The following is a 25,702-nucleotide window of genomic DNA, read 5'->3' on the forward strand; positions in this document are numbered from 1 at the left end:
GGGGGAAATGTAATGAAAAAGATTTTGTTAGCATTGTTTGTAAGCGTTATACTTGGCAGTTTAGTAGCCTGTTCAGGCACCAAAGATGCTGCGGCCCCATCGGGAACAAAAACTTCCGCCGCTGGTGGCAGCGGTACAGCAGCTAAAGTAATTAAATTAGGCTCAGTAAATAACGATAAACACACCCTTTTTCAAGGTTATACAAAATTCAAACAGATCGTTGAGGAAAAAACAAAAGGCAGCATAAAGGTTGAAATTTATCCTAACGGTTTGCTTGGTAATGACAGAACGATGATTGAAGGAATGAAATTAGGAACGATTCAAATGGTTGGAGCTTCTACTTCAATGTTCGCAAACTGGGCTCCATCAATGCTGGCATTCGATTTACCATTCTCTATCCCTAATGAAAAGGGAGCTGATGCGATTTTAGATGGCCCATACGGACAAAAGGCAGGAAAGCAGCTGGAAAAAGAAAACCTTATTCTTCTGGGATATATGGAAAACGGATTTAGACATCTAACTAATAGTAAGCATGAAATCAAAACGGTTGATGACGCAAAAGGCCTTAAAATCAGAACCATGCAAACACCGCTTAATCTTGCAACCTGGGAAGCACTTGGAACGAATCCAACGCCTATGGCCTACACTGAACTCTTCACAGCAATGGAGCAAAAGGTTATAGATGGCCAGGAAAATCCATACGGGAATATGGCCCTGGATAATTTTTATGAGGTACAAAAGTATCTAACTCAAACAAGCCATGTGTATAACCCAATGGGATTGGTCGTTTCTAAAAAGTTCTTCGACCAATTGACTCCGGAGGAACAAACGGTTCTTAAAGAGGCTGGCTTAGAAGCATCATCTTATCAAAGAAAACTCAATCGGGATAAAAGTGAAGAATACTTAAAAACACTTAAAGATCACGGAATGGTTATTACAGAACTAGCTCCGGAAGCACGCAAGCAATTTGAAGACAAAGTTCAACCTGTTTACACGCAATTTGCTGACAAGATAGGCAAAGAATATTTCGATGAATACATGGCGGAAGTAAACAAAAACAAGCAATAGTATTCTAACTACTTAAATTACAGGGGGAAATAGCATGAATTTATTGTTGGATTCTTTCGAATTTGGGTTACATACCCAAATCCACTACGGAACAGGGAGTTTAAACAACCTCGTTGAGGTTTTGAATAAGCATGGTTATCAGAATGTTTTGATTTGTACTGACCCAGGTATTGCTCAATCCGGGATTCTAGAAAGATTGGACACAATTCTACAAAAAGGTGAAATAAAATACACAGTTTTTAGTGAGGTTCAGCCAGACCCAACGCTCGAAGTAGTTGAAACAGTAAAACAACTGTATTTACAAAACGGGTGTGATGCATTAATTGGAATTGGTGGAGGGAGCTCCATTGATACAGCAAAAGGAGCTTCAGCTGCTGTAGCCAACCCAGGTGACCTTGGCCAATACGAAGGGAAAAATAAACTTCCTAATCGAGGACCGGATGTGATTGCCATTCCAACAACGGCAGGAACCGGCTCGGAAGTTACCCATGCCACTGTTCTAAAAGACACAAAACGCCAGTACAAAATGGGGATTCTTAGCCAACATCTGCATCCAAAAGCAGCGATTCTGGACCCTGAATTATTAACGACTCTTCCCAGAGGGCTTGCGGCAATCACGGGAATGGATGCACTCAGTCACGCAATCGAGTCTTATACATCAAACCAGGCACAACCTATCACGGAGGCTCTCGGACTTCACGCTATCCGGTTAATTAGCAAGTCTCTTCGTCCCTTTGTTGCCCGCCGAACCGATTTAGAAGCAGCTTCACAAATGATGCTGGCCAGTACAATTGCCGGGGCTGCATTTATCTGGGGGAGAGTAGCCGCTGTACACGCCCTATCTCATCCATTAGGTGGCCGCTATAAAATCCCGCATGGTTTAGCAAACTCCATTCTTCTGCCTGTTGTTATGGATTTTAACGTAAGCACAAATTTAGAAAAATTCAAAGAAATCGCAATCATCATGGGAGAAAATGTAGATGGCTTAAGCCAGAGGGAAGCTGCCCAGCGTGCTGTACATGCTGTGAAGCAACTGGTTGATGATTTAGATATCCCGGCAACACTTGGAGCAAATAAAGTGAATTTATCTCCTGAGGAAATACAGGTTGTAGCCCAGGAAGCTTTTGATAGTGGAGTTGCTCTAGCAAATCCGAAAATAGTTACTGTAGAAGACTTGAAGAAAATCCTTGAGAAAGCACTATAAGAGAAGGAGAGATTAGATATGACGAACAGTCTTCAAGATAAGAGCAGAGTAGATGTTGTGAACAGTCTTCCTATTAAAATTCAGAACTATATTGGTGGCGAGTGGGTTCCTTCATCCAATAACAAAGTATTTGAAAGAGAGAACCCGGCAAATCCTGAACAAATCGTTATCGTCGCCCCCAATTCAACAGTAGAAGATACGAATAAAGCGGTAGAAGCCGCCCATGCAGCATTTGCTGCATGGGCTCGTACACCAGCACCGGTACGCGGCGATATTCTGTACCGTTTCGCAGCGTTGCTGGATTCTGAACGCGAACAGGTTGCCCAGGTCATTACGTTAGAACAAGGGAAAACATTGAAAGAAGCATTAGGTGAAATCGATAAAACGATTCGTGAGGTTCGTTATACAGCCGGAGAAGCCTCTCGATTAGACGGTCAAACCCTGCCGAGTGAAAGACCCGGAATTGACATCCGGACTATTCGGGTACCGAAAGGGGTTATTGCAGCCATCTCTCCCTGGAACTTTCCCATTGTAACTCCACTAAGAAAGATAGCCCCGGCGCTGGCAGCAGGAAACACCGTTGTATTTAAGCCTGCAAGCATCACTGTCGGGACAGCGGCGAAAATTGTTGAATTGTTTGAAAAGGCAGGTCTGCCTAAAGGAGCGTTAAATTTAGTAATCGGATCGGGCCGGGAAGTAGGAACCCCTCTCATCAGTCATCCTTTAGTCAAAGGGGTAACATTCACAGGGTCGACCGGAGTAGGTTCTACGATTTATCGAGCAGCAGCTGAAAGACTGATTCAGGTCCAATTAGAGATGGGCGGGAAAAACGCAGCGATTATCTATGATTGCAAAGATGTTAGCCATATTGTAAATCAAATTGTGCCGGCTGCATTTGCCGCTACAGGCCAGCGATGCACTTCGATTAGCCGTATACTGGTACAGCGCTCCATTATGGATGAAGTTATCGCTCATCTGCAGGAGAAATGCCAATCTTACGTCATTGGTGATGGGCTGGATGATACGACAACGTTAGGACCGCTAGTTTCGAAGGATCATTTGGAAACCGTTGAACGCTATGTGAAGATTGGGCTGGAAGAAGGGGCCACATTAGTACATGGCGGAAAACGCGTAGAAAATCCAAACAATGGATACTTCTATGAACCGACCATTTTTGCTAATGTTTCACCTTCTATGACCATTGTAAAAGAAGAAATTTTTGGCCCGGTTCTTGTCGTAACGCCTGTTGATAGTTTCGAAGAAGCAATACAAATCGCGAATGATTCCGAATACGGCCTTGCTGCTTCTTGCTTTACCAGCAACATGGAATACGCTGAACAATTCGTGACTCAGGTTCAGGCCGGAATGCTTCATCTTAATAACGGAACCATCAGCGAATCCCATGTGCCGTTTGGAGGGCTTAATAGTTCAGCGATTGGCCAGTATTCCATTGGAACAACGGCTAAAGATTTCTTCACGGACCTAAAAGTAATCTATTCGGCTTCAAAATAAACGCAGGGGGTGAACAAACATGGTTTTGACAGAGACAAATCAATCCTGGAAAGATGTAGCTCGTGATTTTGCTTCTCGAAAGCTGCAAATGGGAACGCATTGGCTAGAAGGAGAGGAATTCTGGGCAAATGCTCGTTTATTATCTGCACAAGGGTTTTTAGGGCTAACGCTTCCGGAAGAATACGGAGGTATGAATTTATCTTTGTTTGATGCACTTCTCATTATCGAAGAATTATGCAGAGTGTGCCCAACGAGCGGAAGGCAGGTATACCACACCAGTATCGGGAGTGCGGCTTTCATTAATCATTTAGGCACTGAAGAGCAAAAAATGAAATACCTTCCTCAAATAACCGCAGGAAATTTGTATGTAGGGCTTGGAATTAGTGAACCGGATGCCGGAAGTGCTGCAACAGACCTTAAGACGACGGCTATAGATGAAGGAGATCACTACCGATTAAACGGATCTAAAATTTGGGTAAGTGAAGCTCATTTAGCTGACTTATTTGTAGTGTATGCCCGCTTTGGTAACACCGGGAAAGCGTCTGATATTGGAGCTATCCTGGTCGAACGGGGAACCCCTGGATTTACTGTGGGGATACCAGAAGAAAACATGAGTGGGGAATTTCAATCAGCTCTCTATTTTGATGATGCGATTGTGCCAAAAGAAAATGTATTAATTCCTCGCGATGCATTTAAAGCCCTGATGGGTGTCTACAATGGTGTTCGGTTAGGTTTCGCGGCTCAAACACTGGGCATTACACAGGCTGCTTTTGATAGAACGATCCAGTATGTACAGGAACGGAAACAATTCGGGAAAGAAATCTGTGAATTCCAAGGGGTGCAGTGGATGATCGCAGATATGTATATGCAATTAGAAGCTGCCCGTACCCTGCTATACCGTGCTGGAATGGCTACAGCTAACAATAAACCGGATAAGAACGCTGCGAGTGTAGCTAAAGTTTTTGTAGCAGAAGCTGCAAAAAAGATTACAGATGATTGCATACAGCTCCATGGTGGGTATGGCTTCTCAACACAGTATCCCCTGGAATGGTACTACCGTTGTGCCAGGGCCGCTTCTATAGCGGGTGGAACGGTTCAAGTCCACAGAACCATGTTGGCTTCCAGTGTCTTAGGAAAAAAATTCGACCAAAGGAAGTAGATGAATATGTATAAAGCCCAGGATCAAAGTAAACAAAGAATTCTATTGGAAAAACTCTCGCAATTTGATTCAGCAATTGTTTCAGACTGTCTAATGGATAATAGTTTCGCTATGGATAACGGAATTAAGCCGCTGGCTCAAGATCAAAAGATCTGTGGCCCAGCATTTACACTCCTATGTCCCCCACGTGATAATTTAATGCTTCACCTGGCTGTGTCAAAAGCACAGCCGGGCGACGTACTTGTGGCCTCGATGAGCAACCATTACGAAGGAGGGGCATGGGGGGAAATCCTGACAGTCGCTGCCCAGCATCAGCAGATTGCCGGATTGGTCATCGATGGGAGCGTAAGGGATACGCAGCAAATTATCGAAATGAACTTCCCTCTCTTTACAAGAGGAATTTCTATAAAGAAAACAGACAAAAAAAATGCAGGTAAGATTGGAGTTCCGGTTACCGTTGGCGGAGTTACCGTCAACCCTGGTGATATTATCCTGGGGGATGCCGACGGAGTCGTTGTCATTCCTGCTGATGAACTTGAGAACATTGTCACGCTGGCCGAGGAAAAGGTGAATGCAGAAAAAGGAATTATTGAGCAGCTAAATCGAGGCAAATTGACCGTAGATTTATTCGACCTGCGTAAATACGACATCTAGAAAGGAGGAACCAAATGATACAGGAAGCTGTATGCAAAAATGTTAATCAAGTCACTTCGCGCTCTAAAGTGATGTCGATAGAAGAAGCTGTCCAGAAAATACCGAATGAGGCGACCATAAGCATCGGAGGACTTATCTCTGTTCTTTGTCCGGAAAAAGTATTAGTGGAGCTCGAAAACCGCTATCTTGCAACAGGGGAACCAAGGGATTTAACTGTAATTACTCCTGTACGCGTAGGCTGGCATCAGAAGCAAAGCACGGGACTGGAACATGTGGCTAATTCCGGAATGTTAAAAAGACTGATTAGCGGCAGCTTTAATGTAAAGGAAAGCCCTAAGCTAACTCAAATGATCCGTAACAATGAAATTGAAGCCTATGGGTTCTCAATGGGAACGATTTTTCACTGGATCCGAGCCATTGCCGCAGGAGAATCAGGGCTCATTACCAAGGTTGGGCTTCATACGTATGTTGACCCGCGTTACGATGGGGGCCGTCTGAATAAACATACAAGGGAAGATGTTGTTAAATTAACTGAAATTAATGAAGAAGAGCATTTGTTTTACCCGTCAACTCCGATTCATGTCGCAATCATTCGGGGTACAACCGCCGACGAGAGTGGAAATATTACATTAGAAAATGAACCGGTCACATTAAGCGGATTAGAAATGGCCATGGCTGCGAAAGCCAGTGGAGGCTATGTGATCGCGCAGGTTAAACGTGTGGTGGCAAACAATACTTTACATCCACGGGATGTTGCTATCCCCGGCATGCTTGTGGATGCAGTTGTAATCGATCCTGAACAAAAACAAAGTTTGTTGGAAGTGGATGATCCAAGCTGGACCGGGGAAGCGAAAATCCCTTTACAGCAGGCATACAAACCCATTCCTTTGAATCCCCAGAAGGTTATCTTAAGAAGAGCAGCGAAGGAGCTGCAAGCGGGTGATGTTGTAAATTTAGGGGTAGGAATTCCTGTTGGACTGCCGCAGTTAGCGATAGAGGAAGGGTTTTTTGACGATGTTACCTTCTCCTTAGAGCACGGTGCGGTAGGCGGGATCCCAATGGGCGAAGAAATATTTGGGGCCCATATTAACCCTACTTCCATCATTACATCCCCACAGGTTTTTGACTTCTACCACTGTGGGGGACTATCTGCAACATTATTAGGCTTTGCACAAATCGATCAAGTTGGCAGTGTAAATGTCAGCTTATTCAATGGAGTGTTCCGAGGCTCCGGCGGTTTTATCGATATTGTCCATAAAACGAAAAAAATCATGTTTTGTGGAACGCTCACAAGCGGTGGCCTCAATGTTTCGATTAAGGATGGAAAACTGTGTATTATGAATGAAGGGAAACATAAGAAGTTCATTCCGCAAGTGGAGCAGTTAACCTTTAATGCAAAAATGGCACGTGAGAAGAAACAAGACGTTCTCTATATTACAGAACGGGCGGTTTTCCGCCTTGAAGATCAGGGTTTAACATTAATTGAGTATGCCCCGGGTGTCGACATTGAGAAAGACATTCTATCGAATATTGACTTTAACGTTACCGTATCCCCTGAATTGAGAGAAATGGACGCTGATTTATTTATAGAATAGGTGGCTTGAAAATACAAAAAGCGGGGGTTCATTCGTGGAAAAGTTAAAAATCTCACGCAAGATTGTAACAGATGTACTCGTTGTTGGCGGGGGAGGCGCGGCCGCAAAAGCGGCCCTGACCGCTTCTCAGTCCGGTGCAGATGTACGGATGGCAGTGAAATCTTCCTGGCTGAAGAGCGGCTCGACCGCTACAGCCTTTTCTGAATTATTGGCTATTGCCGCAGCGATTGGCCACGGCGATGAGCGGGATCATCCGGAAATTCATTATCAGGATACAATGGATGCGGGGCTGGGATTTATAGACCCCGATCTTGTCTGGACACTGGCTGAAGATGCGCCAAAAAGAATTCAGGATCTTATTGAGATGGGCCTAAATTTTGACAAACAAAGCAACGGAAAGCTTGTCCAGGGAATGAGTGATTTTGCAACCTACCCGAGAACCTGCCGGGTCAATGGGGTGACCTCGAGACATATTTTAAACATCCTGGCCAAAGAAATTCAAGCCAGGAATGTCCCTGTCGATGAAAACATGATGATCTTTCGTTTAATAAGGGATGATAAACAACGCATAGCAGGAGCGATTGGGCTCGACAAAACTACGAATGAATTCGTCTACTACCAGACTCCTTCTGTTATCTTAGCCTGTGGCGGAGCTCATTATCTGTATACGTATGGTGTAGGAACTCCGGATATGACGGGGGATGGGTATGCGATGGCTTATGAAGCAGGGGTGCCATTAGTCAACATGGAATTTGTCCAAATCGGACCTGCGGTAATTAACCCTCCTGTAACTTTGCTTTCCGGGCCGGTTTGGAAAACACACCCTGTTCTTTATAGTGAAAGCGGTGAGCGCTTCTTAGAGGAAAAACTCCCATCTGATATTAAACCGGAAGACGTATACAACCATAAAGCTTTTCCATTTACGGTTTCAAACGCTTCCTTCTATTTAGATACGATGATGCAAAGAGAATCCGAAAACAACCCTTCCCCTCACGGAGGCGTCTGGTGTGAAATGGCTCCGGGATCGGAAGCTATCGTCGAGGAAAAAATGCCAAAAACGAAAAGGGTGCTGTTGTCGAAAGGGATTGATGTCCATACGGATAAATTCGAAGCAGGGTTGGCAGCTCAATGCATGAATGGCGGAGCACAAATTGTGAACTCTAACGGTGAAACATGCGTTAAAGGATTGTTCATAGCGGGGGAGACGGCAGGAGGATTGCGCGGGCCGGATCGGCCGGGAGGGAACTCGCTTGCTGAAGGCCAGGTGTTCGGCTACCGTACAGGAAAAGCAGCGACGGACTATGCGGTGAAGGAACAGAACGGAAACTCCTTTGAGGAAGTATATAATGAAGAATTACAAACTATTCAAGCCTGGATTGAGCGCAGCCGTCAAGGAACAAAGGAAGCTCAAGAAAGCATCAGCCAGCTGAGACAGAACATGTACCGTAATTGTTTAATTATCCGTAATGAGGAACGGTTAATGGAAGCATGGGATTTCCTGAACAATACAGAGCAAGAATTAGAGCAGGGAAAATATGCCCTGAGCCTGGATAACATCGGAGATGCAATAGAATTACGAAATATGATAACTACAGCAAAATCTATCGTGCTATCTGCTCTGCTTAGAAAAGAGAGCAGAAGTTGCCACTACCGTGAAGATTTCCCGCAAAAAGACGACGAAAACTGGAAAAAAAGCATCCGAATTATCCAAAAGGATCGTATGATGACTTCGGAGTCTTACTACTGGCCAGCAGAACGGGAAACACGTAAGGAGCAACTGATCAATGAATCTTAATGTTACCATTCATAACGGAATTGCTAACGTTATACTGGATTATCCGCCATTAAACATCCTTTCTGAAAAGGTAAAAGAAGAAATTACCCAGACCTTTCAGAACCTTGCTGAAGACCGAACAGTTCGTGTGATCCTTTTTCATAGCGGCGGGGATCATTTCTGCTGCGGAGCTAATTTGAAAGAGTTTCCTGATCGGATTCGGAATAAGACGGCACGCGAAGTATGGGTAAGAGGCCATGCGATGCTGGCATCCATTATCAATTTACCGCAGCCAACCATCGCATATGTTACCGGTAATGCTTTAGGCGGTGGGGCAGAGCTGGCAAGCGCTTTTGATATCCGCGTCTTTGCGTCAACTGCAAGGGTTGGATATCCGGAAGTGCTGCGAGGTGTTTTCCCGGGCAATGGAGGATTGGAAAGGCTCATCTCCCTTGTAGGAGAGGGACACGCAATGAGGCTTGTATTAACCGGTAAACCAATTACAGCGGAAGAAGCTTATAAAATCGGGCTTGCTTCAGAAGTTGTTTCCGAAAGGGAAGGAAAAGAGTACACTGAAGAACTAGCCCGGTATGTGCCTCCCTGCCGGGTACGGCTTTACAAACCATTAAACAGGCAGTCCGCCTGTATTCAAATCATCCTGCTGCTTTTGATGAAAAAGGAAAGGAACTCTTCTATACGGTTCATGAAACCCATGATGTACAGGAGGCTGTTCAAGCTTTTATAGAAAAGAGAAAACCTTCTTTTATCCACCAATAATAGATTCAGATAATTCTCGCTCCTGGAAATAAGCTAAAGGGGCGATTTTGTTTCTCTCATCCTACATAAAAGGAGAAATTATAGTGAGGCCTAAAATTTATATTACAAGAAAATTACCTGCTGAAATTGTGGATTATCTTTCAACCGATTGTACCGTAAGCATGTGGGAAGAAGAAGACGAGCCTGTACCACAGGCAATTCTAGAGAAAGAAATAGAAGACGCGGATGGATTACTCTGCCTTCTTACAGAAAAAATAGATGCAAACTTATTAAGCAAAGCCCACAAGCTAAAAGTAGTGAGTAATCTGGCTGTTGGATATAACAATATTGATATTCCTGCGGCAAACGCAAAAGGAATCCTCGTTACGAATACACCTGGAGCCTTACGGAAACGACTGCTGATTTAACCTTCGGGCTCCTTATTGCGACGCTCGCCGCTTTGGAGAATCTATGAAATATTTGAAGGAAGGAGAATGGAAAACCTGGTCACCTATGCAGTTAACCGGGCAGGATATATATGGTGCAACACTCGGAATTATTGGAATGGGGCAGATTGGAGAAGCTGTCGCAAGAAGGGCCAAAGGATTTAATATGAAGGTCCTATATTATAACCGCAGCCGGAAAGCAGCCATAGAGGAAGAGCTGGGAGCGATTTATTGTGAATTCAATAACTTACTGGGGCAATCGGACTTTGTCGTCGTTATGACGCCATACAGTAAGGAAACGCATAATTTGATATCGTATGAACAATTGTCCTTAATGAAACCTACGGCTGTCCTAATTAATACCTCTCGTGGCGGTATCGTAAATGAGGAAGCTCTATATCAAGCACTGGTTGAAAGAAAAATCTGGGCTGCCGGACTTGATGTTTTCGAAAAAGAACCTGTTTCTCCTGATGATAAACTGCTTCACCTCGATAATGTTGTAGCACTTCCGCATATCGGCAGTGCCAGCGTAGTTACACGAATGAAAATGGCTGAACTTGCTGCGCACAACTTGCTCGAAGCACTCATGCAGCGAACCCCTCCAAATCTAGTATGTTAAATAGCTTAATAGGGAGGAAATAAATTGAATATCTTAATAGCACCGGACTCTTATAAAGGAAGCTTATCCGCATTGGAAGTTGCCTCTACGATTAAGGATGCGTTCCGGCAAGTTATTGATGATTGTGTGATTGAAGCGGTTCCGATGGCGGATGGAGGAGAGGGAACGCTAGAAGCACTCATATATTCAACAAAAGGAAAAACAATGAGTGTGACGGTAACGGACCAGTTAGGTGACCCCATTCTAACAGAATACGGAATTTTAGGTGATAACGAAACGGTAGTCATTGAGATTGCCAAAGTAGTCGGACTACCGTTACTACCGCAGGAAAGACGGAACCCTCTTTGTGCCACAACGTATGGTATTGGGGAAATGATGATACATGCCATAGAGCAGGGATATCGGAAATTTATTATCGGGTTAGGCGGGAGTGCGACGAATGAAGGAGGGATAGGATTGCTCCAGGCTGTGGGGGTTTCCTTTTTTGACGAAAAAGGCAGTCCGGTTCCTCCGACAGCAGCATATTTAGAAAAAATTAAAACCGTCGATTATGGAACCATTGACCCGAGAATATATGATTGCCAAATTGTTATTGCCAGTGATGTGGAAAACGAATTGTGCGGAAAAAAAGGGGCTTCCTACGTTTATGGTCCTCAAAAAGGAGTAAGGGAAGAACAAATCGATTTTTACGACTCTGCCTTATATCATTATGGAACGTTCATTGATGAACACCTTCATACTTCATATAAATCTACACCCGGGTCGGGGGCTGCCGGGGGACTGGGCTTTAGTTTACTTACCTTAGGCGCATCGATTTATTCCGGAGCGGAGATGATTGCGGAAAAAACCCGCCTGCTTGATAAAATGGCAAATGCTGATTGGGTCATTACCGGGGAAGGAAAAAGCGACTTCCAAACGTTATATGGAAAAGTTCCGCATTACATTGGCCGTCATGCTAACAGGCTGGGGGTTAATGCACTGTTGCTTTCCGGAAGCCTTGGAGAAAATATTGATCCTGTGTATAACGATTTTGTTAGCTGTCATTCCATTACCCGCGGCCCCGGATCTCTGGATGACTGCATGGAGAAAGCAAAAACGTATCTCTACCAAACATCTGTTGATATTGCGAAGCTTATGAAGGCTTGTACTTATTATCGAAAACCAGTTTAGAATGTTTCTAAAAAGTAACTACTGAGCATATTAGTAGTTACTTTTTTATTTTGCAACGAATCTTGTACAGCAAGAATTTTCCTGTTTTATAGAACGTCTGTATTGGATATAGTATATAAAGCAAACAACATACTTAGTCTAGAAGAAGTGGTAAATTTTATGTTGTTAAATTATGCTAAATGATACAATGTCGTACAAGACGAGTTGTTCGACATACTTTTTTATAATCCGATTAATTTTGACAAATATTCTCAAAGTTTATTATACGCTTACAGGAAACAATTTACAACAAATACCCCCTTCGGCAAAATAATTGTTTCAGAGAATTCCCTTCAGGCAACTTTCCACAAAATCAGGTGCCGCTTTTTTCATTTGTTCGACTGTATGCAGATAACGCTGTGTGGTTGTGATTTGTGAATGTCCAAGAGTTTCCTGGACTTGTTGTAAAGATGCTCCGTGGAGTAAGGCTAGTGTAGCATTCGTATGCCGCAACCAATGAGGGGTTACTTTCTTATTCAGGCCACTTAACTCACGGGCTTTCTCTACTATACGTTCAATTTGCCTTACTGAAATAGGAAAGAGTTGTTCGTCCAAGACCTGGTGGTTTTCAAGCCCATGGAAATCATCAGCAAGTCGATTTAACAAAGCCCATAGTGTTTGTGGTACTTTAACTTCACGGACTTTGTTTCCCTTACCATGAGCTACTGTTAACCAAATGAATGTTTCTGAAGGATCAGTGTGAAAATCCCTCCAACGAATAGAAACTAATTCTGATACCCGCAGACCTAATAAAATAAGGGTCAATCCAATCACGTAATCGCGAAATCCCTGTTTTTTTAGTTGATTTAAAAGAAGTTTAGTCTCGCGTATGGGTAGTTGTTTTTGCTGGTTATAGGAACTTTTGTTGTATGTACAGTAGTTGTTGGATTATGTGTAAAGAACCCAATATTAGGATCGCCCCCCCACTTATAAAGCGAGCGGATTGGATCGACTAGGCCGGCCACCGTAGCAGGAGCCAAAGGCTTGTGGCTATTACAACGCAATCCCTTTTCCAATGTAATCTTATATCCTTCAAACTCCCGCCATGTTACTTCCCGTAATGGTTTAAAAGCGATAAAGCGACGAAATTGATTAATCGCGCGGTTATAATTTCGATAAGTATAGTAAGAATGATGATATTTCATTAAAAACATGGCAACAATTTGTTCATCTGAAGTTTGTTTGTCGATTTCCGATAACCTGTATAATTCGGGTTGCTGTAGCCCCTGATGCAGATCTAATTCTTTTATGGCCACTGTATTTTCTCTCCTTCTTTTGTCGAACAACTCGTCTTGTACGAACTTAATTTTACTTTCCTTTTTAGCGGAGTTAAATACAAAATCAGGTAAAGTGATTGCCAAGCAATTGTTCGCAACTAGCGAAAGAGGGAATGATTGTGAACCTTCGGAAAAGAAATGACGATCTTCGTACGCAAATAGAGGAAGTAAGGAAACAACTGCATGCAGCATTTGAAAAGAAAAAAGCGTTTTCGGATCCTCACGTTTATTATTTAAGCGTATATTTGGATGAACTAATTGTAGAATACCAGAGGAAAAACCAGCCGGATTACCGTTCATTTAAATCATTCAAGGAGAATGGGAAATAAAGTGGCTTTTTGTAACCCCAACATTGGAGAGAATCAGAAGGGAAGAGGGCTTTACTTTGTACAAGACGAACGAATGCAAAAACGTAATAGAAGGGCTAATTGAAAAGAAATTATACTATCATACCTATCAACCGTTGTACCGTCTTTCAAGCGGGAGCCTGTTTGGATATGAAGCACTTTTACGATCTGATTTACGCGCTCCGGAACAGCTCTTTCGTATGGCTGCCGAGTCGGACAGACTAAATGAATTAGATGCGATTTCCTTTTTCAATGCGATTTTAACATTTTATTTATCCAAAGAGTCGCAATCTGGTTGTTTTTTATTTTTAAATATTTTTCCCTCTACATTAGTGACTCCTTCCTTTTCTGAAGGACTTGAAAAGATAGTATCATCCAACTTGATAATCCCGCATGGACGGCTTGTATTGGAAATTAATGAGGGAGAACAGATAGAAGATATGGGTCTGTTCCAGCATGCCGTCGCTATCATGCGGCAGCATGGCTTTCTTATTGCTATAGATGATGTAGGGAAAGGAATGGCCTCTTTAAAAAATATAATCGAATTAGAACCTGATTTTATAAAGCTGGACCGGTATTTTTCTGTAAATTTGTCAGCGTCTAAGAAAAAGCAGAGATGGATTGAGCTGATAGTAGAATATTGTAAGGACGCCAATGTTCAGTTAGTTCTGGAAGGCATTGAGAAATCAGAGGATTTAGCCACAGCAAAAGCACTGGGGGTTTCAATTGGACAGGGCTATCTACTAGGGAAACCTGACATTCTAGATAATATGATATTTTAAAATATTTAATCTATTGATATAATTTTTATAGTGAAGTTGTTTTGCTCTGCCATACACTCATTATCTTCTTGTCACGTGGTTATGTTGTCGCTATGTATTCTGGCAAAATTAAAAGCACTAGGGGAGATTAAATGGAACTAGAAGATAATTTATTATCTATTTTAGAATCACTCCATGATGCGGTTCTTGTCATTTCTAAAGACAGCAAAATTATGTATGTTAACGGTGCCTATTCACGTCACTTTGGGGTTCCACAGAACAAGATTATCGGACGACAATTAAAAGACGTGGAAGCTGAGGCAAGGATTCTCCAGGTTGTTCAAAGCGGCCGGCCATTAATCAATGATTATAGCTATGTTCATTCCTTAGGCAAGGATATTTGCGCAAATATTACTCCGCTTCTTGAGAATGGATCTTTGATTGGTGCTGTCGCAATTATGAAGGATATAAGCGAAGTGGTTGCTCTGCAGGCTGAGCTGGAGCGGTATAAAACATATTCAGACAAATTAGAGCAGCAGTTAAATCAAGAAATTTTTGCACCTTTAAAGAGCAGGTCAAACAGGATGAGGATTGCCGTTGAGCTTGCGCGTAAGGTTGCCGAAACGGATGCTTCTGTTCTTCTCTACGGCGAGACAGGTGTAGGAAAGGAGGTAATGGCCAAGGCAATTCATCAGGCAGGCAAACGAGCGAACAAGCCTTTCATTCCTATTAATATGGCTTCTATTCCCGAAGCTTTGTTTGAGAGCGAGCTGTTTGGATATGAAGAGGGATCCTTCACCGGTTCTAAAAAAGGAGGGAAACAGGGACTCTTTGAGCTGGCAAATGAAGGGACCTTGTTTCTGGACGAAATTGGAGAGATGCCGCTTAATCTCCAGGCAAAGATTCTCCGGGCTCTTCAAGAAAAGGGGTTTCAAAGGATCGGGGGAACAAAGTGGTGTTCATTAGATGTTCGAATTATTTGTGCCACCCATCGCGATCTTCGTCAACTAATAAAACAGGGGAGCTTCCGGGAGGACCTTTACTATCGTTTAAATGTTGTGCCGATTCACATCCCTCCTCTTCGTGAGAGGAGGGATGACATTCCCTTTTTAACTAGTCAGGTATTAGCGAACTTAAACCCCAAATATCAAAAATATGTAACTGTTTTAGAAGAAGTATATGATATATTCGCAAATTATCATTGGCCGGGTAATGTTCGTGAGCTGTCTAATGTTCTGGAACATATGATAGCTATTTGTACAAAAAACTCCTTAACAGCAGAAGATGTTCCTCACTATATTAGAATAAAGAAAGAAACAGAAGATAAACCTGATGTATTCCAACAGGAAGTCACACCTAACCATGTGAATTTAAGTCTAAATGGATTAAAGCAAAAAGTTGAGAAGGAGCTTATTGAAGAAGTTATCAGGAACAGTAAAAATCGTACAGAGGCAATACGTAAACTCGGGATGAGCAGGAAGTCATTTTATTCAAAGCTCCAGAAATATGGCCTGGCATAACGTTTAAAGTGTTTCCAAAAGAGACAAGTTGTTTCTTTTGGAAACACTTTTTTTGTTTACTTTGGAAACAAAATTGAGTTTTTTTAAAGAAAAGCCTTTCTGTAAGCAGTCTCAAAATTGGCATCCAACTTGCAAATGGTAACAAATAGGATTACTACTTTAAGGCGAATTGCGGAGGTGAATTTATGGGAGTTACTTGGGAAAAAGAGTTTCAGTCCTTGATAGCAAAGGAGGTAGTCAATGGGGTCGAAATGAAGGTATACAGGGACAGGCCCAAAACGCTAACTGAGACATTACAGAATAGTGTACAACGTTTCCCGGATAAAATAGCCCTCGTACATGAAGAACAGCGTCTTACATACGGGGAACTGCAAAAACAGGTGGATTCCATAGCCTACGAGCTGCGGCACCATTACGGCGTACAAAAGGGGGATCGTGTAGCTCTTCTTTTAATGAATGGGATTCCTTTTGTCGCAAGTGTATACGCTGCATTCCAAATTGGGGCTGTTGCTGTGCCTCTTAATACAAAATTAAGAGCACAGGAACTTGAATTTATGCTGCAGAATTCTGGTGCGAAATTGCTGATTACAAACCCTGAATGGTGGCCTGATGTCTCTGCTGTTCTGGACAGCACCGAGGTGCAGTATACTTTTATCACGGGTAATGAGGAACTCCCGCAAGGTACACAACCATATAGTTGCCTGATTCAGAATCCGGCTCCACAGGTTATAAGAGAAGAAGTGGATGAACATGATCCCGCGTTGATTATGTATACCTCTGGTACAACAGGACGTCCAAAGGGAGCGGTAAATACCCATTTTAACTTAATTCATACTGCAATGAATTATGCCCTATGCTTTAAATTGTCCTCCAATGATTCGACTGTAGTAGCTGTTCCGTTATTTCACATCACTGGTTTTGCTGCCCAGTTATCCCTCTTTATTTATCTTGGTGGGAAAATTGCGCTTATGCCAATGTTCAATGCACAAAAATTTCTAGAAACATTGCAAAATGAGCAGATTACCCATTGTATTGCTTCTCCAACCGTTTATGTAATGACAATGATGCAGCCTGATTACACGCGTTATGACACAAAAGCTTTCCGTTGTGCTGCCTTTGGCGGAGCACCTATGCCAGCGGAAACAGTGAAAATGTTATTGGAATGGAATCCGAATCTTGAATTGCATAACGCCTATGGTTTGACTGAAACTACATCGCCTGCAACGGTCATGCCTGACGAGCACCAGGTACGCAAACTAAGCACGGTAGGAATTCCGGTACCTGTTGGTGAGGCTCGAATAGCGGAGCCTGGAACAAAGGAACTACTGCCGGTCGGCCAGATAGGAGAATTGTTAATTAAAGGACCGATGGTTGTCCCGGGATACTGGAACAACGAAGAAGCTACGAAAAATGCCATTGAAGACGGCTGGCTATCTACAGGGGATCTTGCCATGGTAGATGAAGAAGGATTTGTTTCTATCATGGACCGAATAAAAGATATGATCAATCGCGGCGGAGAGAAAATTTATTCAGTTGAGGTAGAAGATGTTCTTTACTCCAATACAAAGATTATGGAAGCTGCTATCGTAGGAGTACCGGATAGTACCTACGGTGAAGTTGTAAAAGCCTATATTGTTCCCAGAAAAGGTGAGACATTAACGGAAAATGAGGTAAAAGAATGGGTAGCCGAGCGATTGGCAAAATATAAGGTCCCTACTTATATCGAATTTTTGGAAGCGTTACCAAGAAATCCGAACGGCAAAATTATCAAAACACAGCTCCGCTATGTTAATGCTGGTAACTAATGAATTGAATATATTGTATCAATTATAAAGGAGAGGATTTTTATGTCAGCTACAGTAAAAACGATTTCGGAAATTTTAAAGGATGCTCCAAAAAACTGGGGACGCTGGGGAGCCGAGGACCAATTGGGGGCTGTCAATTTTTTGAATGAAATTCAAGTATTGCGGGGAGTGGCTTCAGTCCAGAGCGGGAAAGTATTCACTTTAGGTTGTCCAATTGCCCGCAAAGAGGGTGATCCCGTATGGCCGGGGCGTTCTCAACCAGGCCATCATATGACACAGGACCATGGAACTTACTGCTGTGGCAAACTCCAGCCTCTTGGTGCCGGACTCGAATACGCTGATGATGTTATTTATATGGCTGTTCAAGGATCAACCCAGTTTGATGCCCTTGGCCATGTTTGGTATGACGACGAGGTTTATAATGGATTCTCTGCTAACACTACAATCGATGGGATGGAAAAGTGCTCGATTATGCCGATTGCAGAGCACGGGGTAGTGGGGCGCGGGATATTGCTTGATGTAGCACGGTATAAGGGCAAGAAATACCTGGACAAGGGGGAAGAAATTACCCTGGATGATTTATTGGAAACAGCAGAAGCACAGGGTGTTTCCATTGAAAAGCGTGATATTATTTTAATTCGTACCGGATGGATTAGCGTCTTCTATGATCAAGGAGCGAGTGCCTTCTACGAAGGTGAATTCAATGAACCTGGTATTACGTATACACCAGAATTAGTCCAGTGGTTCCACGATATGGAAATACCAGCCTTCGGAACAGATACGATCGCTAACGAACAAACTGTTTCTTCCCGCACAGGAACAGCCCTTCCTCTCCATGGCGCACTTCTTCGTAACCTTGGCGTTTCGTTTAATGAGATTGACTGGCTAGAAGATTTAGCTGATGATTGTGCATCAGATGGGCAATATACATTCTTGTATGCAGCTGCCCCACTGAAAATCGTTCAGGGAACAGGGGCTCCTGTTAACCCGATTGTTGTGAAGTAATTTCCTGAAAGGGGCGGCCCGCATGCCGTCCCTTTGTTTATTGAAATCATGCCCTTTTTGCCATATGAATCGAAAGCTTTTTATAACTGTCCGCTTCTTCTGTCATTCCTTTTTCATGGTACAGCTTACTTAACCAGCGTATTGGATCAGGGGCAGTCGGGTTTAACTCCATCTCCCAGGTGAAGCATTCAATGGATTGATCCAATAGGCCAAGCTGGTAGTACAATTCCCCCAGCTTCATGAGTTGATCCAAATCACGGGATAAGGTCTCTAACTTCTCCAATTCATGAAATACGCGAAGGCTCCGATCGTTTTCTCTTATGGGTTCCAGCCATGTCTTCACCTGGTTAAGATCATATTGTTTAAGCAAGCCCATGGTTAAACGGCGTACGAGGGCTTCTTTTTTTTCGGGTTTAGTAGAGTAGAGGACACTAACGATTCGATTTATGTTTGTCACATTCAAAATGGAGGAGGTATCTACATATTCTAAAATCGTTTCAATCGTCTCATAATGTGCAGAAGAGAGAGAAGGAATCTGATTGACGATGAAGGACAGAGCCTCAGGGTATCGTTTTAAGCGGATTTGCTCTTGGAGAAAATATTTCGTTAATGGAGGATAGGCAGGCGAACACTCGCATAGGAATTTTAAAACTGCATACTGTTCTTCAAGCACTAATTCGTGCTGTAATAAATGAATGAACTCATCATAGTCATAAAAATCGTGTTTCATTTCGAACAGGTTGATAAATAAGATAAGCCGTTCAAGGGGGCGTGATTGCTGTTGTAGCAGCTGGTGGAGATGGATTTCATATTTCCGTTCTTTCCGGTTCTGGTAGCAGAATTGTTCCATAAGTAATGGTTCTTGTTCGAGAAGGATTTCCGGATGGGTTTCATCTGCTTTACGGCACTTATCAAACTGCGAGGTTCGAATCATTTCCTGCATGGCCTTTATGTCGGGCGAGAAGTGGAGTAATATTTTTGCGATCTGATATGCTTTAGAAAACTGGCCGTTTCGTTTGAAATGATCAAAGATTTGCCGGATGATGCCGACAAGCTGCTGCTTTTCGATAAAATTATCCATACAGGTGGCTGCCAGGGCAACCTCCGGAAGTGAAAGTTGATTCTGGATTTGAGTGAACACATCGTTTGCGTCAGGAACATGGGCGTTTCGATTCTTGGGGAGTAAGGGGAGGAAAAGAGGGTGAGAAGGATGCAAAGTGATTCCTTGTTGAAATGCCTTGTGAAGAAAGGTTTCCTGTTTTATTTCTTCCAGATTTCCTCCGCCCAACAGAATGTTTTTGAAGTAGACCAAATAAAAAACCGAGTTATTCGAATCGACAATCTCCAACACTTTACTTTGAAGATATACCGCTATTCGATGAACTCGGCCTTGAAAAGTTTTCTGCGAGGGTTTAAAGTTCCATTTCATTTGATGGGGATCGTTCATATTCATGTGGATACCTCCCTTTTTTACAAGTATACCACACTATATTTTTCAAAAACAAACAGGTTTGATTGGCTAAAAATTACCAATTTGTTTAAAATTGTGGTATGAATAAAAAAAGAGGTGGTGAAGGCTGTGGATTATGAACGGGAAATTGAAGACTTAAAAAGGCGAATAGAAACATTGGAATCTGAAGTGGAAGTACTTAAAGCCGGGAAAAAAGAAGGGACCGTGTATCCTGTACACCTTGAAAAAGTTTTTGACTTAGGTGCCCGGCTGAAAGGAAAGCCAGAAAGTGTGCAAGAACAACAGCCACCCTTTTTTAAAGAGGAGCTGGAAGCGCTGACGGACTGGGAGCATCTCATTGCAAAAGTTTGGCTTCCACGTATTTTTTTGGTTGTTTTGTTATTGGGGATTATTTGGGGATTTAAAGCGTCTGTTGATTCTGGACTGTTGACGGAGCCCCTGCGCATAGCGTTAGGATTTGCCGCAGCTATCGCTTTGCTTGTTCTCGGGCACCGGCAAATACAGAACGAAAGGCCCGTGCTAGGCCAGGTTCTTGTAGGCGGGAGCATTTCGGTACTGATGATTACGACATTTGCCATGCACGTCCTCTACCAGTATGTTTCTTCTTCCATTGCGTTTTCAATGAACATCGTTTGGATCGCAGCGGGAATCTTCTTATCCCATCGTTACCGCTCACAGGCATTGGCCATTTTATCATCGTTAGCAGGTTGCCTGATGCCGTTTTTAGTAAAAAGCGAAAACCCGAACACGCTATTTTTTGTTTCTTATGAAGTTTTGTTGTACGGTGGATTTTTACTCTATGCGATTCGCTTTCATCAGACAATCTTATATTATGTATCCACGATCCTCCTTCAATTCACGCTGCTTTTCTACAGCTTTGTTACAGCTGGAGAATTTTCTAATATTGTGGCCTCCGGTGCCATTACACAGCACTTTTTATTAGGCATCTCATTTTGGAGAAACGACATTCAGAACAAATTTCAATACGGCACTATCTTTACGAGCTTTGCAGTAACCGTCGGGTGGACGCTGGGTTCGTTTGAAAAGGACACAGCAGAATGGATGGTGGGAATCCTTAGCATTATCTACACGGGGTGCGGAGCCTGGCGGTACAAAGCAAAAAGAGAAGCCTCCGTTATTTTCGTTTCCATGGCGACTTTCGGTTATATGACGTATATTCTGTATGCCCTTGGCGAAAATTACCGCACGGTTTCTCTTCTGCTTGAAGGCGCAATAGCGGTTTACCTGGGATATGCTCTACGGTCGAAATGGCAAAAAATAAGCGGATTGGCGGTGTACAGTCTTGCTGGATTAATGACTCTTGTGCATTGGATAGACTTCGTTTTTTCGATAGAGACCTTTACCTGGACGGTTTTGTTAATGACGTCGGCTGGAATCATCCGGTTGTTACAGCTTCATCATTCAAGTCGGAAAGTGATTTCAAACGCAACTGCCGGATGGAGTGTCCTGCTGTTGTTCTTCCTTAGTCAGCTGTTATATGCAGCGGTAGATGGATATGATTTTATTGTTCGTATGTTAGCTGTTGCCATGCTTTGGCTGGGATTTGCTTTATGCATGATGTGGGCTGATAGTAGAAGGGAAAATAAAACGATGCACGTTGTTTCATGGGTCGTATATGGGCTGGCAGCCTGTGGCATTTTCGGCCGCGGGATTGACGAAGTCGCCTCTATTGAAACAATGGCATGGAGTTTCGTTGCGATCACGTTCGGGACTGTCTTATACCTTTCTCGTAAACATCAAAAAAACGAAAAAATATTTTCTGTATTGGCGATAGCGTATGGAGTATATCTTTTAATATTTGCGACAAGAATAACAGGCTTGCTTACAGAAACATACTCCCAGGATACCCAATCCCTATCTGTATCTCTAGTATGGATGGGATACGCCATTGTGTTAATTATTTTAGGAATGAAAAAAGAAGTGAAAAAGATGAGATTGTATGGAGTATTGTTTATTTTTGTTACACTTTTAAAGGTTGTTTTCTATGATTTACCGAATGTATCCATGTTGGTTCGTGCTGTTCTCTTTATCGGATTGGGCGGTATTGGAATATTGGTATCCCGCTTATTTTACCGGGATGTAAAACACGACAAAAAAGAAAAACTATAAAGTGAAAAGGTGAACCGGTTATGCAGCATAAAATACTGCTCGTTGAAGACGACACATCCATTAGTGAAATGGTCAAAAACCAATTTATAAAAGAAGGCTTTGCAGTCACAGCCGCTTTTGACGGGGAACAGGCCATTGAGCTTTTTGCCAGAGAAACGTTTGATTTAATCCTCCTCGACCTCATGCTTCCCAAACTGGACGGGATGGAATTCTTAAAGATCATTCGGGGGAAGAGCCTTATTCCGATTTTAATCATGTCAGCTAAAGATGGGGATGTAGACAAAGCGTTAGGCCTTGGATTTGGTGCAGATGATTATATTGCCAAGCCTTTCTCCATGATCGAACTTGTCGCAAGGGTAAAGGCGGCGATCCGGCGGGCGACCCACTATTCGCGAACGGAAAAGAAGGAAGAGAGCAAAGCGTTACAAATAGGGGTCCTTGCCATTGACTTAGACAATTTTTCAGTACATAAAAACGGGAGTGAAATCAAGCTTACTTCAAAGGAGTTTCATATTTTGAAGCTGTTTGTTACGAACCCGAGCCGGGTTTTCACGAAGGCGCAAATCTATAACCTCATTTGGAATGACGATTATTTTGGAGACGAGAATGTGATTAACGTCCACATGAGGAGACTGCGGGAAAAAATCGAAGATGACCCTTCTGCGCCCTGCTATATCAAAACGCTGTGGGGAATTGGCTATAAGCTGGGGGAATTCTAATATGGTTATTTTTCTGCTCATCCTCGCTATTGGTCTGGCGATCCTTAATGTACTACAGTATCGGGCGAACAGGGATCGAAAGGCCAGCCTCACATACATACACAAAAAACTCCATCATATTATTCGCCACCAGACCGGAGAAAAGCTGCTGCTTCAGACAAATGATAAAGAGATAAAAGCGCTGCTCATCGAAATGAACGGCCTGTTGGAGCATAACCATAAAATTATTGCGACGTACAACAAAACGGAAAGCTCGATGAGAAAAATGCTCTCCAACATTTCCCACGACTTAAAAACCCCTCTTACCGTTGTGCTTGGCTATATTGAAATTATCCTGCATGACCGCAATCTAAGCAAAGAAGAAACCGAAGTGCTGTTGAATAAAGTGCATGATAAAACGATGGAAGTACTGGAACTTATGAAGAAGTTTTTTGATTTGGTGAAATTGGAATCAGGGGATAAGGACATTCCCTTAACCCGAGTAAACATAAGCGAGATATGCAAGAAAAACATCCTCGGTTTTTATGACATTTTATCCTCTAAAGGCTTTGAGGTGGCCATTGAACTGCCTGAAAATGATCTGTACGCCCTCGGAAGCGAAGAGGAATTGAACCGGATTTTAAACAATTTGCTTTCAAATACTATCCAGTACGGCAGCGAGGGAAAGGTGCTTGGCTTAACGTTACGAAGCGATGAAAACCTTGTGTATGTGGATGTGTGGGACAAAGGAAAGGGAATTAGTGAACTGCACAAAGACCGGGTTTTTGAAAGAATGTACACCCTGGAAGATTCGAGAAACAAATTATATCAGGGAAGCGGGCTCGGCCTTACGATTACGAAAAGGCTTATTGAAAAATTAGGAGGAGAAATCTTTCTCACAAGCAAGCCGTATGAAAAAACGATCTTTACGTTCACATTGCAGCGAATCACCTTTTAATCGTATTTTGCTCCTCTCCGGCCATACGTAAGATTTTTGTAAGATTTGGTTAACAAAAAAGAAAATTTCTCTGGCTAGAATAAAAAGTAACAAAGACGAAGAGGAGCTGTACGCATGACATACATTATTCGCACGAATCAATTGACAAAAGCCTACAAAGGCAAGGAAGTCGTATCCAATGTCAATATGAAAGTGAAAAAAGGCGAAATATACGGTTTTCTGGGACCGAACGGTGCAGGCAAAACAACGGTAATGAAGATGCTGACCAACCTTATCAAACCAACGGGTGGGGAAATTGAAATGTTTGGCGAGAAGGTGACGCCCACTTCTTATGAGATGCTAAAAAGAATGGGCAGCATCATAGAATACCCGGTATTTTACGACAGGCTTACCGCAAGAGAGAACCTGGATCTACACTGCGAATATATGGGCTATTACGACAAGAAAGCGATTGATGCTGCCTTACACCTTGTGAATTTAAAAGACATCGACCATAAGTCTGTAAAGGATTTTTCGCTCGGAATGAAGCAAAGGCTTGGGATTGCGCGAGCGATTGTTACGAAACCGGAGCTGTTAATATTGGATGAACCGATTAACGGGATGGACCCGGTTGGGATAAAGGAACTGCGGAGCCTGTTTACGATGCTGTGCCGCGAATACGGGATCACGTTGCTCGTCTCCAGCCATATTCTAGGTGAAATCGAACAAATCGCCGACACGGTAGGGATTATTAGTGACGGCAAGTTAATCGAAGAAGTTTCCATGGATATGATTCGTGAAAACAACACGGAGTATATTGAAATAACGGTCATTGACTGTAACAGGGCGGCATACGTACTCGCGGAAATCCTTCACCTCTCGAATTTTAAAGTGATGGATCATTCGCGAATTCGCATCTATGAATCCAGACTCACTCAGGGTGAGATTTCGCGAGGGTTAATTCTGAACGGCGTTATGATTGAGGAGATCACGAAGAGAAAACATACACTGGAGGATTATTTCCTAACATCAGTCAATAGGGGTGGCATCAGTGCGTAGATTAATGAAGCTGGAAATAAAGAAATTCAAGCTGTTCTCCTATGTAAAAGGGATTGTTATCTCGAACCTGGCGATTATGGCGATGCTGTGCCTCGTTTATTTTGCAGATAAAAGCGAAGGGAGGATCCCTTTCGAAAGTTACGAAATGGCCTTTGGCGTAATTGGAAGCCTGGTTAGAGGCGTGTTTATTATCTTTGCCTCCGTGCTTATTGCCAGGATCATCATTGATGAATATAGGACGAAGTCGATTACGCTCCTGTTTATGTATCCGATTAAGCGGCAAAGAATGATGGCTGCAAAGCTGGCCCTTGTCGCGGGCTTTACCTTTCTGACGATTTTTTTGTCTAACATCGTAATTGGAACAATTTTTTATGCCGTTGATTCTTATGTTCATTTCGTTCCAAAGGAATTGACTGGTCAGGTTTTAGGTAAGAATTTCCTCATCATGACGTTAAGTGCGATTGCGTGTGCTGGAACGAGTTTAGTTCCCCTGTATTTTGGAATGAGGAAAAAGTCAGTCCCTGCGACGATCGTAGCTGCCATTCTGCTCGTTTCGTTTACGAACTCTTCCAGCAACACATCTTCACTTGTTTTCACTATTGCCATCCCGATTGTGCTCGCTCTTATTGGCGGATTTATTGCCTACTTGTCCATCCGAAATGTTGAAAAGGCAGATATAACCTAGGGGTGGTAATC

Annotated in this window: 24 protein-coding genes; 21 read left to right on the forward strand and 3 right to left on the reverse strand. The window is 42.9% G+C overall.

Annotated features, from left to right (window positions below; genetic code table 11):
* The first annotated feature begins 12 nt into the window (after window positions 1-12).
* The 11 genes from MBEAL2_RS19460 (at window position 13) to MBEAL2_RS19505 (ending at window position 11,957) form a co-directional block, all read left to right on the forward strand.
* Window positions 13-1,068 carry a TRAP transporter substrate-binding protein gene (locus tag MBEAL2_RS19460; protein WP_047153929.1) on the forward strand — a complete coding sequence of 352 codons (1,056 nt, stop codon included), beginning with the start codon at window positions 13-15 and terminating at the stop codon, window positions 1,066-1,068.
* Between the two features lie 34 nt (window positions 1,069-1,102).
* Window positions 1,103-2,272: an iron-containing alcohol dehydrogenase gene (locus MBEAL2_RS19465; protein ID WP_047153930.1), complete on the forward strand. Its 1,170-nt coding sequence runs from the start codon at window positions 1,103-1,105 to the stop codon at window positions 2,270-2,272.
* 18 nt (window positions 2,273-2,290) lie between these two features.
* Window positions 2,291-3,784, forward strand: coding sequence for an aldehyde dehydrogenase family protein (locus MBEAL2_RS19470; protein WP_052947846.1), 1,494 nt, complete (start codon window positions 2,291-2,293; stop codon window positions 3,782-3,784).
* Between the two features lie 19 nt (window positions 3,785-3,803).
* Window positions 3,804-4,943: an acyl-CoA dehydrogenase family protein gene (locus tag MBEAL2_RS19475; protein WP_047153931.1), complete on the forward strand. Its 1,140-nt coding sequence runs from the start codon at window positions 3,804-3,806 to the stop codon at window positions 4,941-4,943.
* A gap of 6 nt (window positions 4,944-4,949) precedes the next feature.
* Window positions 4,950-5,597 (forward strand): RraA family protein, encoded by a 648-nt coding sequence (locus tag MBEAL2_RS19480; protein WP_047153932.1) that lies wholly within the window; start codon window positions 4,950-4,952, stop codon window positions 5,595-5,597.
* 14 nt (window positions 5,598-5,611) lie between these two features.
* The gene (locus tag MBEAL2_RS19485) at window positions 5,612-7,192 is read left to right on the forward strand and encodes an acyl CoA:acetate/3-ketoacid CoA transferase (protein ID WP_047153933.1); all 1,581 of its coding nucleotides are present in this window, start codon (window positions 5,612-5,614) and stop codon (window positions 7,190-7,192) included.
* Window positions 7,193-7,226: 34 nt separating this feature from the next.
* Window positions 7,227-8,987 carry an FAD-binding protein gene (locus MBEAL2_RS19490; protein WP_047153934.1) on the forward strand — a complete coding sequence of 587 codons (1,761 nt, stop codon included), beginning with the start codon at window positions 7,227-7,229 and terminating at the stop codon, window positions 8,985-8,987.
* Window positions 8,977-9,711 carry an enoyl-CoA hydratase/isomerase family protein gene (locus tag MBEAL2_RS19495; RefSeq protein WP_052947847.1) on the forward strand — a complete coding sequence of 245 codons (735 nt, stop codon included), beginning with the start codon at window positions 8,977-8,979 and terminating at the stop codon, window positions 9,709-9,711. Before MBEAL2_RS19490 ends, MBEAL2_RS19495 begins: the two co-directional genes overlap by 11 nt.
* Before the next feature lie 115 nt (window positions 9,712-9,826).
* Window positions 9,827-10,150, forward strand: coding sequence for a Rossmann-fold NAD(P)-binding domain-containing protein (locus tag MBEAL2_RS34030; RefSeq protein WP_369405513.1), 324 nt, complete (start codon window positions 9,827-9,829; stop codon window positions 10,148-10,150).
* 43 nt (window positions 10,151-10,193) lie between these two features.
* Entirely contained in the window at window positions 10,194-10,787 is a 594-nt protein-coding gene (locus MBEAL2_RS34035) for a 2-hydroxyacid dehydrogenase (protein WP_369405514.1), read from the forward strand.
* A 24-nt stretch (window positions 10,788-10,811) separates the two neighbouring features.
* Window positions 10,812-11,957: a glycerate kinase gene (locus MBEAL2_RS19505; protein ID WP_047153935.1), complete on the forward strand. Its 1,146-nt coding sequence runs from the start codon at window positions 10,812-10,814 to the stop codon at window positions 11,955-11,957.
* 318 nt (window positions 11,958-12,275) lie between these two features.
* On the opposite strand, the gene MBEAL2_RS34040 is transcribed toward MBEAL2_RS19505, so the two are convergent.
* Together MBEAL2_RS34040 and MBEAL2_RS34045 are read right to left on the reverse strand one after the other, a co-directional pair.
* Window positions 12,276-12,770 (reverse strand): tyrosine-type recombinase/integrase, encoded by a 495-nt coding sequence (locus MBEAL2_RS34040; RefSeq protein WP_369405515.1) that lies wholly within the window; start codon window positions 12,768-12,770, stop codon window positions 12,276-12,278.
* A gap of 32 nt (window positions 12,771-12,802) precedes the next feature.
* Window positions 12,803-13,252, reverse strand: a complete 450-nt coding sequence (locus tag MBEAL2_RS34045) for a site-specific integrase (protein WP_369405516.1) — start codon at window positions 13,250-13,252, stop codon at window positions 12,803-12,805.
* A 134-nt stretch (window positions 13,253-13,386) separates the two neighbouring features.
* Here MBEAL2_RS34045 and MBEAL2_RS34050 point away from each other — a divergent pair, with 134 nt between their 5' ends.
* The 5 genes from MBEAL2_RS34050 (at window position 13,387) to MBEAL2_RS19535 (ending at window position 18,711) form a co-directional block, all read left to right on the forward strand.
* Window positions 13,387-13,602, forward strand: coding sequence for an aspartyl-phosphate phosphatase Spo0E family protein (locus tag MBEAL2_RS34050; protein ID WP_082130049.1), 216 nt, complete (start codon window positions 13,387-13,389; stop codon window positions 13,600-13,602).
* 56 nt (window positions 13,603-13,658) lie between these two features.
* Complete coding sequence (locus tag MBEAL2_RS19520; protein WP_052947848.1) at window positions 13,659-14,402, forward strand: EAL domain-containing protein; 744 nt, start codon at window positions 13,659-13,661, stop codon at window positions 14,400-14,402.
* A gap of 131 nt (window positions 14,403-14,533) precedes the next feature.
* Window positions 14,534-15,901: a sigma-54 interaction domain-containing protein gene (locus tag MBEAL2_RS19525; RefSeq protein WP_047153937.1), complete on the forward strand. Its 1,368-nt coding sequence runs from the start codon at window positions 14,534-14,536 to the stop codon at window positions 15,899-15,901.
* 185 nt (window positions 15,902-16,086) lie between these two features.
* Window positions 16,087-17,706 (forward strand): class I adenylate-forming enzyme family protein, encoded by a 1,620-nt coding sequence (locus MBEAL2_RS19530; RefSeq protein WP_047153938.1) that lies wholly within the window; start codon window positions 16,087-16,089, stop codon window positions 17,704-17,706.
* Window positions 17,707-17,748: 42 nt separating this feature from the next.
* Window positions 17,749-18,711, forward strand: a complete 963-nt coding sequence (locus tag MBEAL2_RS19535) for a cyclase family protein (RefSeq protein WP_047153939.1) — start codon at window positions 17,749-17,751, stop codon at window positions 18,709-18,711.
* A 46-nt stretch (window positions 18,712-18,757) separates the two neighbouring features.
* On the opposite strand, the gene MBEAL2_RS19540 is transcribed toward MBEAL2_RS19535, so the two are convergent.
* The gene (locus MBEAL2_RS19540) at window positions 18,758-20,164 is read right to left on the reverse strand and encodes a tetratricopeptide repeat protein (RefSeq protein WP_047153940.1); all 1,407 of its coding nucleotides are present in this window, start codon (window positions 20,162-20,164) and stop codon (window positions 18,758-18,760) included.
* A 126-nt stretch (window positions 20,165-20,290) separates the two neighbouring features.
* Between MBEAL2_RS19540 and MBEAL2_RS19545 the strand changes: the two genes are divergently transcribed.
* From MBEAL2_RS19545 to MBEAL2_RS19565, 5 genes are all read left to right on the forward strand, one after another.
* Window positions 20,291-22,312 carry a DUF2339 domain-containing protein gene (locus tag MBEAL2_RS19545; protein WP_047153941.1) on the forward strand — a complete coding sequence of 674 codons (2,022 nt, stop codon included), beginning with the start codon at window positions 20,291-20,293 and terminating at the stop codon, window positions 22,310-22,312.
* A 20-nt stretch (window positions 22,313-22,332) separates the two neighbouring features.
* Window positions 22,333-23,031: a response regulator transcription factor gene (locus tag MBEAL2_RS19550; RefSeq protein ID WP_047153942.1), complete on the forward strand. Its 699-nt coding sequence runs from the start codon at window positions 22,333-22,335 to the stop codon at window positions 23,029-23,031.
* A 1-nt stretch (window position 23,032) separates the two neighbouring features.
* A complete protein-coding gene (locus MBEAL2_RS19555) occupies window positions 23,033-23,968 on the forward strand; it encodes a sensor histidine kinase (RefSeq protein ID WP_047153943.1) in 936 nt (311 codons plus the stop codon).
* A 114-nt stretch (window positions 23,969-24,082) separates the two neighbouring features.
* The gene (locus MBEAL2_RS19560; RefSeq protein ID WP_047153944.1) at window positions 24,083-25,006 is read left to right on the forward strand and encodes an ABC transporter ATP-binding protein; all 924 of its coding nucleotides are present in this window, start codon (window positions 24,083-24,085) and stop codon (window positions 25,004-25,006) included.
* Window positions 24,999-25,691, forward strand: coding sequence for an ABC transporter permease (locus MBEAL2_RS19565; RefSeq protein WP_052947849.1), 693 nt, complete (start codon window positions 24,999-25,001; stop codon window positions 25,689-25,691). Before MBEAL2_RS19560 ends, MBEAL2_RS19565 begins: the two co-directional genes overlap by 8 nt.
* Window positions 25,692-25,702 lie beyond the last annotated feature (11 nt).

This window comes from Aneurinibacillus tyrosinisolvens (assembly GCF_001015055.1).
GTDB classification, from domain to species: domain Bacteria; phylum Bacillota; class Bacilli; order Aneurinibacillales; family Aneurinibacillaceae; genus Aneurinibacillus_A; species Aneurinibacillus_A tyrosinisolvens.

What these genes read in the sequence shown, in the direction of transcription:
- MBEAL2_RS19460 (WP_047153929.1), top strand. Translation starts at nt 13, where the DNA reads ATGAAAAAGATTTTGTTAGCATTGTTTGTAAGCGTTATACTTGGCAGT.
- MBEAL2_RS19465 (WP_047153930.1), top strand. Translation starts at nt 1,103, where the DNA reads ATGAATTTATTGTTGGATTCTTTCGAATTTGGGTTACATACCCAAATC.
- MBEAL2_RS19470 (WP_052947846.1), top strand. Translation starts at nt 2,291, where the DNA reads ATGACGAACAGTCTTCAAGATAAGAGCAGAGTAGATGTTGTGAACAGT.
- MBEAL2_RS19475 (WP_047153931.1), top strand. Translation starts at nt 3,804, where the DNA reads ATGGTTTTGACAGAGACAAATCAATCCTGGAAAGATGTAGCTCGTGAT.
- MBEAL2_RS19480 (WP_047153932.1), top strand. Translation starts at nt 4,950, where the DNA reads ATGTATAAAGCCCAGGATCAAAGTAAACAAAGAATTCTATTGGAAAAA.
- MBEAL2_RS19485 (WP_047153933.1), top strand. Translation starts at nt 5,612, where the DNA reads ATGATACAGGAAGCTGTATGCAAAAATGTTAATCAAGTCACTTCGCGC.
- MBEAL2_RS19495 (WP_052947847.1), top strand. Translation starts at nt 8,977, where the DNA reads ATGAATCTTAATGTTACCATTCATAACGGAATTGCTAACGTTATACTG.
- MBEAL2_RS34035 (WP_369405514.1), top strand. Translation starts at nt 10,194, where the DNA reads ATGAAATATTTGAAGGAAGGAGAATGGAAAACCTGGTCACCTATGCAG.
- MBEAL2_RS34050 (WP_082130049.1), top strand. Translation starts at nt 13,387, where the DNA reads ATGATTGTGAACCTTCGGAAAAGAAATGACGATCTTCGTACGCAAATA.
- MBEAL2_RS19525 (WP_047153937.1), top strand. Translation starts at nt 14,534, where the DNA reads ATGGAACTAGAAGATAATTTATTATCTATTTTAGAATCACTCCATGAT.
- MBEAL2_RS19530 (WP_047153938.1), top strand. Translation starts at nt 16,087, where the DNA reads ATGGGAGTTACTTGGGAAAAAGAGTTTCAGTCCTTGATAGCAAAGGAG.
- MBEAL2_RS19535 (WP_047153939.1), top strand. Translation starts at nt 17,749, where the DNA reads ATGTCAGCTACAGTAAAAACGATTTCGGAAATTTTAAAGGATGCTCCA.
- MBEAL2_RS19540 (WP_047153940.1), bottom strand. Translation starts at nt 20,164, where the DNA reads ATGAATATGAACGATCCCCATCAAATGAAATGGAACTTTAAACCCTCG.
- MBEAL2_RS19550 (WP_047153942.1), top strand. Translation starts at nt 22,333, where the DNA reads ATGCAGCATAAAATACTGCTCGTTGAAGACGACACATCCATTAGTGAA.
- MBEAL2_RS19555 (WP_047153943.1), top strand. Translation starts at nt 23,033, where the DNA reads ATGGTTATTTTTCTGCTCATCCTCGCTATTGGTCTGGCGATCCTTAAT.
- MBEAL2_RS19560 (WP_047153944.1), top strand. Translation starts at nt 24,083, where the DNA reads ATGACATACATTATTCGCACGAATCAATTGACAAAAGCCTACAAAGGC.